The 14,340-nt window shown below is 57.3% G+C and carries 13 protein-coding genes; 9 read left to right on the top strand and 4 right to left on the bottom strand.

Features of this window, described 5'->3' with window-relative positions; all coding sequences use genetic code 11:
* The first annotated feature begins 63 nt into the window (after positions 1 to 63).
* A complete protein-coding gene (locus tag AC2FLO_RS01915) occupies positions 64 to 528 on the top strand; it encodes a TetR/AcrR family transcriptional regulator (RefSeq protein WP_496755128.1) in 465 nt (154 codons plus the stop codon).
* A gap of 369 nt (positions 529 to 897) precedes the next feature.
* On the opposite strand, the gene AC2FLO_RS01910 is transcribed toward AC2FLO_RS01915, so the two are convergent.
* The gene (locus AC2FLO_RS01910; protein ID WP_496755129.1) at positions 898 to 2,115 is read right to left on the bottom strand and encodes a M20 family metallo-hydrolase; all 1,218 of its coding nucleotides are present in this window, start codon (positions 2,113 to 2,115) and stop codon (positions 898 to 900) included.
* Between the two features lie 91 nt (positions 2,116 to 2,206).
* Between AC2FLO_RS01910 and AC2FLO_RS01905 the strand changes: the two genes are divergently transcribed.
* Both AC2FLO_RS01905 and AC2FLO_RS01900 read left to right on the top strand, forming a co-directional pair.
* Positions 2,207 to 2,968 carry a FadR/GntR family transcriptional regulator gene (locus AC2FLO_RS01905; RefSeq protein ID WP_496755131.1) on the top strand — a complete coding sequence of 254 codons (762 nt, stop codon included), beginning with the start codon at positions 2,207 to 2,209 and terminating at the stop codon, positions 2,966 to 2,968.
* 1 nt (position 2,969) lies between these two features.
* Complete coding sequence (locus AC2FLO_RS01900) at positions 2,970 to 3,881, top strand: glutaminase (RefSeq protein WP_496755133.1); 912 nt, start codon at positions 2,970 to 2,972, stop codon at positions 3,879 to 3,881.
* 11 nt (positions 3,882 to 3,892) lie between these two features.
* Here AC2FLO_RS01900 and AC2FLO_RS01895 read toward each other — a convergent pair whose 3' ends face one another.
* Positions 3,893 to 4,555, bottom strand: a complete 663-nt coding sequence (locus tag AC2FLO_RS01895; protein ID WP_496755134.1) for a DUF1028 domain-containing protein — start codon at positions 4,553 to 4,555, stop codon at positions 3,893 to 3,895.
* Between the two features lie 92 nt (positions 4,556 to 4,647).
* On the opposite strand from AC2FLO_RS01895, the gene AC2FLO_RS01890 reads away from it, so the two are divergent.
* From AC2FLO_RS01890 to AC2FLO_RS01870, 5 genes are all read left to right on the top strand, one after another.
* Positions 4,648 to 6,222 carry an ABC transporter substrate-binding protein gene (locus AC2FLO_RS01890; protein WP_496755136.1) on the top strand — a complete coding sequence of 525 codons (1,575 nt, stop codon included), beginning with the start codon at positions 4,648 to 4,650 and terminating at the stop codon, positions 6,220 to 6,222.
* A gap of 54 nt (positions 6,223 to 6,276) precedes the next feature.
* A complete protein-coding gene (locus AC2FLO_RS01885; protein WP_496755137.1) occupies positions 6,277 to 7,224 on the top strand; it encodes an ABC transporter permease in 948 nt (315 codons plus the stop codon).
* The gene (locus tag AC2FLO_RS01880) at positions 7,221 to 9,107 is read left to right on the top strand and encodes a dipeptide/oligopeptide/nickel ABC transporter permease/ATP-binding protein (protein WP_496755139.1); all 1,887 of its coding nucleotides are present in this window, start codon (positions 7,221 to 7,223) and stop codon (positions 9,105 to 9,107) included. The genes AC2FLO_RS01885 and AC2FLO_RS01880 overlap by 4 nt, the downstream gene beginning before the upstream one ends.
* Positions 9,104 to 10,069 carry an ABC transporter ATP-binding protein gene (locus AC2FLO_RS01875; protein WP_496755141.1) on the top strand — a complete coding sequence of 322 codons (966 nt, stop codon included), beginning with the start codon at positions 9,104 to 9,106 and terminating at the stop codon, positions 10,067 to 10,069. The genes AC2FLO_RS01880 and AC2FLO_RS01875 overlap by 4 nt, the downstream gene beginning before the upstream one ends.
* Before the next feature lie 138 nt (positions 10,070 to 10,207).
* Complete coding sequence (locus tag AC2FLO_RS01870) at positions 10,208 to 10,486, top strand: hypothetical protein (RefSeq protein WP_496755143.1); 279 nt, start codon at positions 10,208 to 10,210, stop codon at positions 10,484 to 10,486.
* A 28-nt stretch (positions 10,487 to 10,514) separates the two neighbouring features.
* Here the strand turns inward: AC2FLO_RS01870 and AC2FLO_RS01865 are convergent, their stop codons facing one another.
* Both AC2FLO_RS01865 and AC2FLO_RS01860 read right to left on the bottom strand, forming a co-directional pair.
* Positions 10,515 to 11,954, bottom strand: a complete 1,440-nt coding sequence (locus AC2FLO_RS01865; RefSeq protein ID WP_496755145.1) for an arylsulfatase — start codon at positions 11,952 to 11,954, stop codon at positions 10,515 to 10,517.
* A 51-nt stretch (positions 11,955 to 12,005) separates the two neighbouring features.
* The gene (locus AC2FLO_RS01860) at positions 12,006 to 12,926 is read right to left on the bottom strand and encodes a SphA family protein (protein ID WP_496755146.1); all 921 of its coding nucleotides are present in this window, start codon (positions 12,924 to 12,926) and stop codon (positions 12,006 to 12,008) included.
* A gap of 121 nt (positions 12,927 to 13,047) precedes the next feature.
* Here AC2FLO_RS01860 and AC2FLO_RS01855 point away from each other — a divergent pair, with 121 nt between their 5' ends.
* Complete coding sequence (locus AC2FLO_RS01855) at positions 13,048 to 14,061, top strand: AraC family transcriptional regulator (protein ID WP_496755148.1); 1,014 nt, start codon at positions 13,048 to 13,050, stop codon at positions 14,059 to 14,061.
* Positions 14,062 to 14,340: the final 279 nt, after the last annotated feature.

The raw sequence follows: 14,340 nt of genomic DNA, 5'->3' as shown, positions 1-14,340 counted from the left end.
CTTCGGTCGCTTGTTTGCCATTCTTAGTCCTCCGTTTCCTAAACATAGCGTCGGACCAGTTCAGTGGGGGAGGCTCAGGGTGTTACCAAGGGAAGTTTCTACTATCACTTCCACAACCGCCAAGACTTTATACAAAAGCTCCTTGCTTTTTGGGAGGAAGAATTTACCCAAAAGCAACTCCGTGCACTCGCGGCCAGTAAAGCACCGGCGCACGAACGTCTCTTTCAGCTTGCGATCCGAATTGAGCACGATCAGCTGAATAAGTTCGATACGGCTTTTCGCAGCTGGGCTGCGCAGGATATGTCGGTCGCAAAGGTGGTGCGGCGCGTTGATGCTGTCCGTTTTGAAGCCATCAAGGCAATCTTCGCCGAGATTGGATTTGTTGGGATCGACTTGATCGAACGAACGCGGATCTTTTTTCTCTTCCACAGCTCGCTCGGCGTTGTGCAAGTCACAGACGAATTGCCGATCACAGATGAATTGATTCGCGAACGGGTGAGGTTTTTCACTCAGTCGCATGGAGATTGATCAAACCCGTTGCAAGATTTTTTTGGTTGAAACTTGTAGCAAAACTTACTGAATATTCGTCAGTCTGATCAATGTATGTGCTTCGAAGACACCATGACCGAGTTGCGGACAGACCGAACTTATGCTGATGCAGCTATCGCTTTTGCAGCATTCGCTCGCACCTGCAGCGGTGTCTTTTTGGAAAAGTCGGAAATCTACACCAGACCTGTCGTTCAATCACATCATACGCAGCTATTCTATACTTCGCAATTTTCGCCCCAGAACTCTGGGCTTCGAGCAAGACGTCATGTGGATCAAGGCCGTGTATCATACGTTCGCGGAACAGAGTGTTGTGATACGCGCTTGTTTTTAGAGATATCGCAGTCTGCTTCAAACTTCCAAAGCCACAAGGAAGGCCGCAATAGATTGAATTGCAGCATCCATGTCGTCGCTCGCGGCGAATTCTTCTGGTTTGTGGCTAACCCCGTCTTCGCAGCGGACAAACAGCATCGAGATTGGACAGAGGTCTGCCATGGCCGATGCGTCATGAGTGGCACCTGACGGCAGGCGTGGCGCGGTTGGGCAGATTGCGCCTGTCGCAGTCGACAGGGCGTCAATCAGATCGCCATTACATAGTACGGCGGGTTGTTCATAGGTCCGTTCCATCGAAAACCCTACGCGACGCCCGCCCGAGATGTTATCGCCCAGGGACCGCGCCAATCTTGCGAAATTGTCTCGGACGGTGTCATTCAGCGCCCGGATCTCCAAGGTCAATTCAACCGCGCGCGGGATCGCGTTCACCACGTTGGGATGCAAGGACAACGCACCAATGGTTGCGCGTAGATCGGTGATCTTTTTTGCCGAGTCATGGATTGCTGAAATGAAATCCGAGGCGGCCACCAGCGCATCGCGGCGGCTATCCATGGGAACTGTCCCGGCATGACCCGTATCGCCGGTGAATGTGACTGTGTTCCGCTCGATGCCACAAATGCCCGTCACAAGTCCGAGCGCGCTATCCTGCGCCTCCAGAACCGGGCCTTGTTCGATATGGACCTCCAGATAGCCCAATGTCTTTGCTGCGTCGCGTGCCAACGATGTGACGCGATCCGGGTCGCCACCAAAGCCCGCCAGCGCGTCCCGCAGGGACACCCCGTCGCTATCGGTCATTGCCAATACAGCGGGATCAAACGTGCCCGCCAGCGCGCGTGGACCCATCAGAGCGGTAGGGAAACGGACGCCTTCTTCGTCGGCAAAGGCGAGGATTTCGACTGAAAAGGGCAGTTCGATCCCGTCTGCCACAAGTTTCTCAAGCGCGAGGCATCCCAGGACAACGCCCATGATCCCGTCGTATCGTCCGCCGTTCCTCACAGAATCCTGATGAGATCCGATCAGAAAAGTTGGCGCGCCCGCTGGCCCTTCCTTGCGACCGATGAGTGTGCCGGCCGCGTCCATATGCATTTGCAGGCCAGCCTGTGACATCCATGAGCGTATGACCCCCAACGCAGCCTCATGCTGGGGCGTAAAGGGAAACCGCGTAACACCCACTCTGTCGAGGCTGCATCTCGCGATGTCTGATAAACGGTCTTGTGCGCACTGCCCCCAGTTCATGATGGCCTCCTATTTATCATGATAAATTACTCTCTACACATAGGCGCTTGAGGTGTCTATAATTTTATCATGATAAAATTTGAGGTGTAGAATGGACGGTAGCGGCACACCATCGCCCAAGCTAAAACGATCGCGTCCGGTTCGGGTTGCTGATGAAATCAAGCAATGGGTCGTAGAACGTGACCTGAAGGCAGGTGACAAGCTGCCCAATGAAAGCGCGATGATTGAACAGTTCGGTGTATCCAAGGGTACTGTCCGTGAGGCGCTGCGCATTCTTGAGGCGCAGGGCCTGATCATGACCAAGACCGGACCGGGTGGTGGCAGCATTGTCGGCGAGGTTTCTGCGGAGCGTGCGCGATCCTTGTTGGCCAACTATTTTTACTTTCAGGACCTGTCAATCACCGACATTTACCAAGTGCGAAAAGCACTTGAACCTGAGCTTGCGGCGAGTCTTGCCGGGCACCTCAGCAAGGCGCAACTGGATGAGTTGCAAGACCTGGCCGAGCGCCACCCAGAACCGGCAAAATCAGCGGAAGAAGAAAAAGAGCAGCACATTGCCTCGCTTGTTTTCCACGCCCGTTTGTCAGATTTCGCAGGGAACCGGTTGCTTGGGTTTGTCATTGGGTTCATGGTGCGGATTCTGACGGACCTGACGGTCTATCGCAGGCTTTATGACCCTCCCAACGTCGAGCTTTGGCGCAAGGGGCGCGAACATCAGTTGCAGCTGGTTGATGCGTTGCGCAATGCAGAACCCGACAAAGCCCACGAAGTCATGATCTCGCATATGCAGGTTGCCGAGGAGCTTATGCGCGTGCAGGAAGCTCATCTGATGCGACGGTTCATGGGGGAGTAACTTGCCAACCATCGAATGCATTTTGCGTGACATCCATGACGAAGTGTTTCGTCAGGATGATTGGGGCGTGCCCGCGCAGTACATACCGGAACTGGCCACCGTTTCGCCGGAGCAATTCGCAATCAGTGTGTGTCTTGCCGATGGTCAGTGCCTGACCGCCGGGGCAGCGGATAAACTGTTTTCCGTCCAAAGCGTGTCCAAAGTTTTCACACTGGCCGCCACATTGGGACGAATTGGTGATCAGTTGTGGGGTCGTGTTGGCCGTGAACCCTCAGGGACGTCATTTGACTCGGTAGTATTGCTGGAACGCGAAAAGGGCCGCCCCCGTAACCCGTTTGTAAATGCCGGGGCGATCGTCACAACCGATGCCCTTTTGTCGGGACGCGAGCCGAAACAGGCACTCGCTGAAACGTTGGGTCTGGTTCGTGCAATGGCCGAGACTGAAGACGTTTTCATCAACGCCAAGGTTGCCGCGTCGGAAAAAGCGACGGGCGCGCGCAACAAGGCATTGGCGCACTACCTGAAATCACACGGCAATCTGCAAAATGACCCGGATTTAACTCTGGGCACTTACTTTCATCAATGTGCCATCGAGATGTCTACCCGGCAGCTGGCATTGGCCGGGCGAGCCTTGGCCCGGCTGGAGGCTGCGCCGGGTGTGATTTCGCGCGCCCATGCAAAGCGGATCAATGCCTTGATGATGACATGTGGTCACTATGATGGCTCCGGAGAATTTGCGTATCAGGTCGGGCTGCCTGGCAAAAGCGGGGTTGGGGGCGGCATATTGGTGATCGCGCCTCGTGTCGCATCCATTGCGATTTGGTCGCCCGGTCTCAACCATTACGGAAACTCCCATGCAGGAACCCGCGCAGCGGCGATGCTCACCCAGGCGACGGGATGGTCGGTGTTCTAGAGCTGCAGCGCTTACTCCGGGGCGCGGGTTTTATCCAAGAGAACGGGAACCTCGGACAACCAATCGAAATACGGGGATTGACGGGTCCGGTGGTATAAGCTCTCCAATTCCGAGATTGGATCGTCGCTGTGATCGATGCGCAAATCCAACGGGGGTCGATCCGGGGCAAGAACCAACAGCGCAGCGGACAGCAACCCCCGACTGTCGCCCCCGGCCTGTTTAGCGGCACCCAGAATGCGAAGCATTCGTTCGGCAACTGAAATGTCATCTGTCCGGGTAGCAGACATCATGGCCTCCAGCACCTCTGGCCCTTCCAGCATGTTTCCGGCTATGGCGATCCCGGGTTCCGTGATGTGGTTTGCAAAAGCAACGCTATCGGCCCCAGTGAATCCGTGGGCGCGGCCCTGACTGTCAACTGCAGTCAACTGACGATGCCCGCGCCCTGGATCACTCTTGGTCACCGCCTCAACAGCCTCTTTTGCCGATTGCCCCTGATGCATGGCCCGCAAAACGTCATCCCGCCAGAACGTACTGGGCGCTGTTCCCTGCGACGCCACGAGGCCTGATTCGATATCGCCGCGCAGAACCCAACCGCCCACGCAGAGGCTTCCAGTTGCTGCGGCGGCAGCAAAAACGCCTGTTTTCTTGTCAAATGTCAGAATCGAGAAGGTCATTCCATGGGCCTATCACATTTTTCTTGAATTTATCATGATAATTTGCATAAATACAATTCATCATGATAAATAAACAGGGAGAGGACCTACTCATGACACTGCTGAAACTCACCCGCAGGGCGATGTTGGTTGCCAGCGCTGCAACGGCACTCGCTCTGTCTCCGATTGCGGTATCGGCACAAACGCCGACCGACGTGCTGATCGTTGGACAGATCGCCGAGCCGAAGGCGCTTGATCCGGCTGCTGTCACAGCGGTCAACGACTTCCGGATTCTGATGAATGTTTATGACGGTCTTGTCCGCTACAAAGACGGCACGCTTGAAGTTGAACCCTCGCTGGCAACATCCTGGGACATCAGCGAAGACGGCACGGTTTACACCTTTGCCCTGCGCGACGGTGTGACTTTCCATGATGGCAGCGCCTTCAACGCTGATGCGGTCAAGTTCAACTTTGACCGGATGCTTGACGAAAACCACCCCTTCCACAACACCGGCCCGTTTCCGCTGTCATTCTTCTTTTCAGCAGTGGAGAATGTTGAAGTTGTGGATGATATGACCGTGCGTTTCACGCTGAACGCGCCCTATGCCCCGTTCCTGTCAAACCTGGCCTACCCCACGGGTCTGATTGTGTCGCCAGCAGCGGTTGAGCAACATGGGGCCGAGTTTGGTCGCAACCCATCAGGCACCGGCGCTTTCAAATTCGCGGAATGGCGCTCGAACGAAGCGGTGGTGGTCGAGGCCAATCCCGATCACTGGGACGGCGCACCCGAATTGCAGGCCGTTGTCTTCCGTCCGATCACTGACGCCAACACCCGGACTGCCGAAATGCTGGCGGGTGGCATTGACCTGATGGTCGAGGTCCCCCCGGTTGCGCTGAGCGAGTTTCAGGGTGAGACCTACACGGTTCACGAACAGGCTGGTCCACATGTCTGGTTCCTGATCCTGAACGCCAAGGAAGGCCCCTTTGCCGATGTCCGCGTCCGTCAGGCCGCCAACTATGCGATCAACAAAGAAGCGATCGTCAATGACGTGCTGGAAGGCACAGCCGAAGTGGCAGCAGGTCCAACACCGCCTGCTTTTGCATGGGCCTACAATGAAAGCCTGGAGCCTTATCCGTATAACCCCGACAAGGCGCGTGAGTTGATTGCCGAGGCGGGTGCTGAAGGTGCCGAGCTGACGTTCTTTGTCACCGAAGGCGGCTCGGGCATGCTTGATCCGGTAGCCATGGGGACCGCCATTCAGGCCGATCTGAGTGCTGTTGGGTTCGACGTGAAAATCGAGACCTATGAATGGAACACCTTCCTTGGCGAAGTGAACCCGGGTCTGGAAGGCAAGGCAGACATGGCCGAAATGGCGTGGATGACCAACGATCCCGACACGTTGCCGTTCCTTGCACTGCGTACCAACGCCTGGCCGGATCAGGGCGGTTTCAACTCGGGTTACTATTCCAACCCAAAAGTTGACGAACTGCTTGAGGCAGCCCGCGCGGCGACCGATCAGGCAGAGCGTGCGCGTCTCTATCAGGAGATGCAGGTCATCGTGCAGGAAGACGCGCCTTGGGTTTTCGTAGCCAACTGGAAGCAGAATGCGGTTACATCCGACCGTGTCGAGAACTTCTCGCTTCAGCCGTCGTTCTTCCTGCTGCTGGACGACGTTGTCAAAAACTAAAACGACCCGTGCAGCCGCGCGCATTGTGCGGCTGCACCATTTCGGGAGGGGGCAATGGCAGGCTATATTTTAAAAAGATTGATCTCTGCGTTTCCGGTTCTGTTCGGTATTTCGATTATTGTCTTTGTGATCATGGCTATGATCCCCGGCGACCCTGCCACGGCTATCCTTGGGTCTTACGCGACCCCGGAAAACGTGGAAAAGCTGAACCGCGACCTTGGCTTGGACAAGCCGATGGTGCAGCGATATTTCATCTGGCTCGGAAACATGCTCCAGGGCGATTTTGGGCGCAGTTTCTCACTGAACCGGGCTGTTTTGGACGAGGTGCTTGACCGCTTCGGGGCGACGTTGATCCTTGCGGGCACGGCATTTGTCCTGTGCTCAATCCTCGGCATCGTCGCCGGTGTTGTATCGGCCGCCCGGCAATACGGTTTGGCCGACAAGGCCATCACTTTCGCCGTTCTTCTGGGTATTTCCATCCCCTCCTTTTTCCTTGGCATGATGATGATCCTCATCTTTGCTGTGAAACTGCGCTGGTTTCCGGTGTCGGGCATGTGGCCTATCTATGGCGCGCGCGACCTGTCGGCACTGGTCAGTCACCTGACTTTGCCCGCGTTGGCGCTGGCCGTAGTGGCGACCGGCGTCATCGCACGGCTTTCGCGCTCTGCCATGCTTGAGGTGCTGAGACAGGACTTCATCCGTACCGCGCGGGCCAAGGGCGTGCATGAACGCTCGGTCATTTGGCGCCATGCCCTGCGCGCCGCGATGGTCAGCATTATTCCGGTGCTAGGGGTGCAGGCCGGGTTCGTTCTGTCCGGGGCCGTCTATATCGAAATGGTGTTTCAGTGGCCCGGTGTCGGGCGCATGCTGGTCGATGCCATTCTGAAACGAGACATTTTGCTGGTGCAGGGCGGCGTCGTCTTCGTCGCGGCCTGTTACGTGCTGTTCAACATCGCCGTCGATGTCGCGCAAAGCCTGCTGGACCCGAGGATCAAGACATGAAGAGTTTCCTTTCGCTTCTCGCGCGCAACCGGCTTGCACTTGGCGGTCTGATTGTGATGGGGTTGGTCGTTTTGCTCACGCTGATCACTCCGCTTCTGCCGCTGGCCGATCCAGACGTGACCAACACGGCAGACCGTTTCAAGAAACCGTTTTCCGAAGGCGCGCTCTTGGGCACAGACCACCTGGGGCGCGACCTGCTCAGCCGTCTGCTCTGGGGTACGCGCCTGTCGCTGGCCGTTGGCTTCGCCGCCGCGATTGTTGCGGCGACCCTCGGCGCAGCCATTGGTATCATCGCCGGATTTTATGGTGGACGCACGGACAACATCATCATGCGCGGCGTCGATATGCTGATGGCATTCCCCTATATCCTGCTGGCACTGGCGATTGTCGCAGCGTTGGGACCGGGACTGATGAATGCGCTTATCGCGGTGGCTGCCGTTAACATCCCCTTCTTTGCCCGTAACATTCGCGGGATCACCGTGGGCATTGCCCATAAGGAATTCGTCGACGCGGCACGGTTGTCAGGCATGACTGATGCGCGCATTATCCTGACCGAAGTGCTTCCAAACGTGATCCCGGTGATCGTGATCGCCATGTCGACGACCATTGGCTGGATGATCTTAGAGACCGCAGGTCTCAGCTTTCTGGGCCTCGGATCGCAGCCACCGCAAGCCGATCTGGGCTCCATGCTGGGCGAGGCGCGCTCGGCTCTGATCACCAATCCGCACACTTCGATTGTGCCCGGTGCGATGATCCTGATCATTGTCATGGCCATCAACCTCTTGGGTGACGGCGTGCGTGACGCACTTGATCCTCGCCTGAAGTCTGGCGCCCTGTCGCGCCCGATGCCTACAACAATGGTCAACCGGACTGGGCCGGTCCCTGAGGCCAAAGCCGACACCTTATTGGCACTGCGTGGATTGAAGACCCAGTTCCATGTCAAAGATCGAGTCTACAAGGCGGTCGGCGGTGTCGACTTGCAGGTGAACCCAGGCGAATGCCTAGGGGTGATCGGCGAAAGCGGCTCTGGTAAATCGGTGACCGCGCTCAGCATCATGGGGCTGGTTGCCTCGCCCCCGGGTATCATCACCGGTGGTGCGGTCCACTACAAGGGTGAAGATCTGATTGGCGCGCCCTATGAAAAACTGCGATCGCTCAGGGGCAACAGGATCGCCTACATCTTTCAGGATCCGCTGGCCACGCTGCACCCACTCTACACAGTTGGCGATCAGTTGATCGAAGCGGTTCGGGCACATCACCCGTTTGACAAGACCGAAGCCCGTGCCCACGCCATAGACCTGCTGAAATCGGTGCGTATTCCCAATGCGGAACAGCGCGTCGACAGCTACCCACACGAGATGTCGGGAGGCATGCGGCAGCGCGTGGGGATCGCCATGGCGTTGGCCAACGACCCCGAGGTCATCATCGCCGATGAACCGACCACGGCGCTGGATGTGACCGTACAGGCGCAAATTCTGTCTCTGCTGGATGACCTGCGGCGCGAGCGTGGCTTGGCCATCATCTTCATCACCCACGATTTCGGCGTGGTTGCCCAACTTTGTGACCGGGTCGCGGTGATGTATGCGGGCCGGATTGTTGAGGAAGGCCCAACAAAAACCATCCTGAACGCACCGGCCCATCCCTACACGTCGCGCCTAATTGCCTGTGTGCCTGAATTGGGGCACGGTCGCCGTGAACTTGCAGCCATTCCCGGGCTGCCGCCTGTCGTGGACAAGCTGCCCGAGGGATGCGCCTTTGCAGAGCGTTGCCACAAGGCAAGTGATACCTGTCGGCGGGGGAATATCGAGCTTGCGCGGCACGGCGTCGATAACCATGTGCGCTGCATTGCTCCAGAGACTTCAGCGCAGGAGGTAAGCCAATGACCACTGCTCTCAAATTGACTGGGCTGAGCAAGGTCTTTCCAGTGGGCAAGCACATGTTCGGTCCTCCACGCGCACTGGTGTGCGCCGTTCAACCGTTGTCGCTGAGCGTCGAAGAAGGCGAAACCCTTGGCATCGTCGGCGAGTCAGGCTGCGGCAAGTCGACATTAGCGCGAATGCTGGTTGGCCTCCTGCCGCCCAGCTCCGGCACGATCGAGATCAACGGCGAACCCCTGGACAATGCCGATCCCGCCCTGTTCGGGCGCAAGATCCAGTATGTGTTCCAGGACCCGATCAGCAGCCTCAACCCGCGCAAGACCATCCGTCAGATCATGGAAGCGCCGCTGAAACACCTGCACAACATGCCCGCGGCGGCCCGTGCGGACCGCATTCGGGAGATCTTCGCCGCAGTGAACCTGCGCGAGGAATTCCTGGACCGCTACCCGCACGAGTTTTCCGGCGGGCAGGCGCAGCGGATCGGCATTGCCCGCGCGCTGGCGGCGGATGCGCGTATCCTCATCCTCGACGAACCCGTTTCGGCGCTGGACGTGTCGGTGCAGGCGCAGGTGTTGAACCTGCTGGCCGATCTGAAGCAGCAATTCGGACTGACCTATCTGTTCATCAGCCACGATCTTGCCGTGGTCGAGGCGGTTAGTGATCGGGTCGCGGTGCTTTATTTTGGCGCGGTGGTCGAGGTGGGGCCGGCGGATGAGGTTTTTGCGCACCCCCGACATCCCTACACCAAGCTTCTGGCCGACAGTGCGCCAGTGGTCGGACGTCCATTGACCGCGCCAGAAGGCCGCGAAACCGAATTGCCCGACCCGCTGAACCCGCCAGAAGGGTGTGCTTTTCGTGCGCGATGCGCCTTTGCCAGCGATCAATGCAAGCGCGAAGCACCGCGTCTTGAAAAGCAGTCAGATGGTGTGTGGACGGCCTGCTACCACCCCCTTGCAGACTCAAAGTAGGCAACGAGGTTTTCGGAGTCTCTTGGTGCTCCAAGGCGGGTGAAAGCCGTCCAGATTGTCTTTTCCTAATGGAAGCCCGGGTCTCTTGGATTGAATGTCCGCATTCCCTTCTGCAGAACAACGAGAGGTGATTTGCTCGTGCAGCAAAAAAACAGCGACGTGCGCACGCAGCACGAAATTGCGATGGCAATCATGGGCTCTGAGCCGTCGGTCAGCCCGGTTTGTGCGATGGCCGGCTTGTGTAAGACGAATGTCAGCGCGACTGGCCAAGCCGGTGAAATCGGCGGGTTATCTCAATTTTTTCCAAAGTCTGCTTTAAGGAGAGGGTTCAACCTTCGACCGCAGCACCGCCGCATGTCTGCTCAGAGCCCGATGCGGACACTTCAATCAGCCGCAGCAAGCCGCAATCAAAGCTGAAGCGGCCGTCCAGATTTCAATCTTTTGGTTATTGATCCGGCGGCGTGTAAGGATCAGGGGTACCTGGGGGAATTGCAGGGTATTTTTCAAACGTGGCCAGATGCTGGCCAACGAGTGGAGCGGCTTGTTCAGCGACCCACGTATTTGGCAGAAGTACGTCTTTCAATTCGCCCGGATCATTGATTAGATCGTATACCCGCGGCGTTGAGTAGTTTACTGTGTTCTGCCAGGTACTTTCGTTTTCCCTCGAGACCAGCTTCCAATTGAGCCACTTCACACCGTAAATTTGCGCGCCCATGTAAACGATCACGCTTTCGCGGTTCGAGTTTTCCTGTTCGCCAAGGAAAAAGGCGGACTGATCAATGCCGTCGAAGGCCCGGTCTTCTGGAACTTTGCCACCAACAATTGCCGCCAGAGTTGGGTAGAGGTCCATCTGATGAACAATTTCATTGCTGGCACTGCCCGCGGAGATGCGGCCAGGCCAGCGGATAGCAAACGGCACGCGCAAGCTGCCTTCAAAAGGTGTAAACAACGTTCCACGCCACGGACCTGAGCTGCCCTGTGCGTGGGCCTGCGGAGCAATGTCATTGCCACCCTTTGCCGCTGTTTCTGGTCCATTGTCTGCGGTAAAAATCACGATGGTGTTCTCGCGAATACCTTTGCTGTCTATGGCTTCCAACACGCGCCCAACATACGTGTCGGTTTGTTTCAGAAGGTCCGCGAAAAGACCCATTCCGGTTGCCCCATCAAAATCGGGGTGGGCGATTGAGGGTGTGTGCATGTTTGTCATCGCCAGATAGATGAAGAACGGGCTCTCTTCACCTGCTTTGCGATCGATAAAGTCAATTGCTTTGTCGGTAAGGTCGGCGTCTATCAGTGCACGGTACTTAAGATCGTAGACGCGCGCGACCGAAGCGTCTTCGCCAGCAATTCCTTCCATGACATGGGGAGGCTCGAGATCCAATGCCTGCCAGCGAGGTGACGATGTCCACATTGTCTGGTCGGTGCTTTCGACACCGTAGAACTCGTCAAATCCCTGATCTTTCGGAAAGCGACCATCGCTCCATCCCAGATGCCACTTGCCGTACATCGCCGTGCTGTAGCCAACCTCCTTCAGCATTTCTGCTATCGTAACTTCCCACTGGGTCAAGCCGTATACGCCGCCGCCACCGGGGATCGTGTGGTTGCCGGACCTGATTCCGTAGCGCCCTGTCATGAGCGCTGCGCGAGATGGTGTGCACTGCGCCTCGACGTTGAAGTTTGTCAGGCGCATGCCCTCTGCCGCGAGCGTGTCCATTGCCGGGGTCGCAGCGCCGCGGATGATGCCGCCCCCGTTGAAACCGGGGTCGCCCCATCCAAAATTGTCGAGATTTATCAGAATTATGTTCGGTTTGACTTCTGAGAGTGCGGGTCCTGCCCCTGTTAGCAATCCAAATGTCGCCAGCGCAGAATATATGATGTTCCTCATTTGTGCTCCTCTAACGGTTACATTGATCTGCCACCTCAGGGACAGAGCAGTTCAAAACTGAATGCTGAAAGACAAAGATCCATAGTCGCCGGACAGGCGGTTTTTCGCATGAACGTCATGAACCCACGTGGCGGACAATGCGACGGCCCCTCCCGCCGACTTCGGAATCCAAGATATGGCCGGTCCGATCCCGACAGCTTCGCCCTTGAAATCCCCTAACAGCGCCCCAACGCCGGAGTCCCCGGTCAATTGCTTGTAGGCGTATCCGTGCAGGCCGATGGCCAGATCCTCGGAAACGAATTGATTGAACATGAAGTCCATGTGGAATTCTGTCCCGGTGCGGTAATTCGTATCGGGGTTTTCCGTGTTGAACATTAAACCTGGAACGACCGAAAACTCGGTGCCGGCGTTCGGATCGAACCAAGTCAATGCGGCGACCAGATCAAGGCTCCAGTGATTGCGGCCGATATTTACCGCGCTGGTCGTGCTGTATCTGCCAGTCGGCGCCACGATCAAAGAGTACAGGTTGGTGTGAAGGTTTCCCGACGACCAGAAGAACGAGGCGGGAATAATCCCGATGTCACCCAGCGCAGTGTCGCTCTGAGACCGGGCAAGCGCAGCGATCGAAGACTGGTAGGAGGCGTATCCAATGGGTATGTACCCGCCCACGGCGAACCGGCCGCCAATCGAAGGCGCATCCCACACATACAAGCCCTGCAGGAGGGAGTAGAAAGCTTTGCTTTCAATCGCTGTTTGTATCTTCCCTTCGCTGACGGCCCGGCTGGCTTCGCTGCGGTAGAGCAGGTTCACATTGGAAAAAACGGGCCCGGGTTCCGGGGCGAAGCCCGGAAGAAGGCTTCCGTAAGCACCGGGAAAGTAGTTTGAGAACGCGCCTTCACCGGCTTGGACCGGCGTTTGGGCAAGCACCATCAGCAGAACCAACGGCAACGCTGACGATCGGGGCAAAGGCATTTTTTCTCTCCTCCAACTCTGAAGCGGCAGGCCATCCGGGCAATACGGCAACAGTAGCGGCGCGCGTGTTGATTGTTGCACCATTTCGCGCCACTCTCCGGATGAGTCTTAGGATTGCCACATGTCGTCGTCACCAGCTCTGACCGCCGCTGAAGCCCTCGGCAGCATTCCGGACCTGATCCGTTCGTCGCTCGGTGAACGCAGTCTGGAAAGATGTCTCTCATCGGCCGGGTTGCCGATGGATGTTTCCGATCGCCAAGGAAACTACGTCACCGAGGCATCGATTGAGAGGCTTTTGGCCCGCGCAGCACAGCAAGCAGGTGACGATCTGTTCGGCCTGAGCCTGTTTCCGCATCTCTCGATAAGGGAGTATGGAGTGTGGGGCGACTATGTTCTGGGCGCCCGGACATTGCGTCACGCCTTGCGACGGGCATCCGATGCTATTCACCTGCATGCGGATCGGGACACCCTCGTTTTTCGCGAGGGAGCCGTCTCATGCCGGCTGGAATACATGTTTGCAGAACGCACCGGGCACGGATACCGGCAAATCGCGCTGGCTGCCCTCGGGCCGATGTTTAGTATTCCGCGTCACTTTCTGGGCAAGTCCTGGCTCCCGCTTTCCATCGATCTCGACCTGGGTGAAAACGGTTCGGCCCGCCGCATCGAAGCCGTTCTGGACCTGCAGGTTAGGACGGACCGTAACTGTGTCGCCATGGAAATTGCCAATCGCGACATTGAAACGGGAAACCCCGCCAACCAGCGGTCTTGGACAACGATTGAAGATGTGACACGGGCTTGCCGCGGTGGGCCGCCCACTGGTCTCGTTCAGATTGTCGAACACCTCATCCGCCAACGAATTGGTGTTGACGGGGTCGTTATTGACGACGTGGCGAAATCGATGTCCATCAGCCGAAGAACCCTTCAGCGGCATCTGGACAGAGAGGGTGCCGAGTTTCGAATGCTGGTCGGACGGGTGAAAATGAGCAGGGCCAGGGAACTCCTGGCGTCCAGCCCGCTGACCGTTTCAGAAATCGGGTTGCAGCTTGGCTACTCTACGGCTGGGCATTTCGCGCGCGCGTTCAGGAATGCGTATGAAACCAGCCCGATGGAGTATCGCGCCTCAAAGTCTCGATAGCGGTGAAGTGACCGCATCGCGTTGAAACCCGCCGCCTGCCAGGATGTCCGCAAAGGCCTGCTTTGTCCGCAACTCGGAAATAGACCTTTGAGACTTCGCTGCGGCCACAACGAACGTCCGCTTTTTAGGCTGCGAAGCAGCGAGTAACTGGGCGTTTGATTTGCTGCGTGAGCGAAGGTTGCGACTTCGCTTTGGCTCCTTTGGGCTCGATACGGTCCTTCGCCGTTGTCCGCTCGAACGTCCGCTTCTGCGCCAACGGTCAGCCACTTCATCAATGTC

It is taken from the genome of Ruegeria sp. TASC047 (assembly GCF_059612445.1).
This window is presented reverse-complemented; position numbering and strand designations above follow the sequence as displayed.

Bases quoted from the DNA above. Each gene is read 5' to 3' on its own strand.
- AC2FLO_RS01910 (WP_496755129.1), bottom strand. From the start codon at position 2,115: ATGAACTGGGGGCAGTGCGCACAAGACCGTTTATCAGACATCGCGAGA.
- AC2FLO_RS01905 (WP_496755131.1), top strand. From the start codon at position 2,207: ATGGACGGTAGCGGCACACCATCGCCCAAGCTAAAACGATCGCGTCCG.
- AC2FLO_RS01895 (WP_496755134.1), bottom strand. From the start codon at position 4,555: ATGACCTTCTCGATTCTGACATTTGACAAGAAAACAGGCGTTTTTGCT.
- AC2FLO_RS01890 (WP_496755136.1), top strand. From the start codon at position 4,648: ATGACACTGCTGAAACTCACCCGCAGGGCGATGTTGGTTGCCAGCGCT.
- AC2FLO_RS01885 (WP_496755137.1), top strand. From the start codon at position 6,277: ATGGCAGGCTATATTTTAAAAAGATTGATCTCTGCGTTTCCGGTTCTG.
- AC2FLO_RS01880 (WP_496755139.1), top strand. From the start codon at position 7,221: ATGAAGAGTTTCCTTTCGCTTCTCGCGCGCAACCGGCTTGCACTTGGC.
- AC2FLO_RS01875 (WP_496755141.1), top strand. From the start codon at position 9,104: ATGACCACTGCTCTCAAATTGACTGGGCTGAGCAAGGTCTTTCCAGTG.
- AC2FLO_RS01865 (WP_496755145.1), bottom strand. From the start codon at position 11,954: ATGAGGAACATCATATATTCTGCGCTGGCGACATTTGGATTGCTAACA.
- AC2FLO_RS01860 (WP_496755146.1), bottom strand. From the start codon at position 12,926: ATGCCTTTGCCCCGATCGTCAGCGTTGCCGTTGGTTCTGCTGATGGTG.
- AC2FLO_RS01855 (WP_496755148.1), top strand. From the start codon at position 13,048: ATGTCGTCGTCACCAGCTCTGACCGCCGCTGAAGCCCTCGGCAGCATT.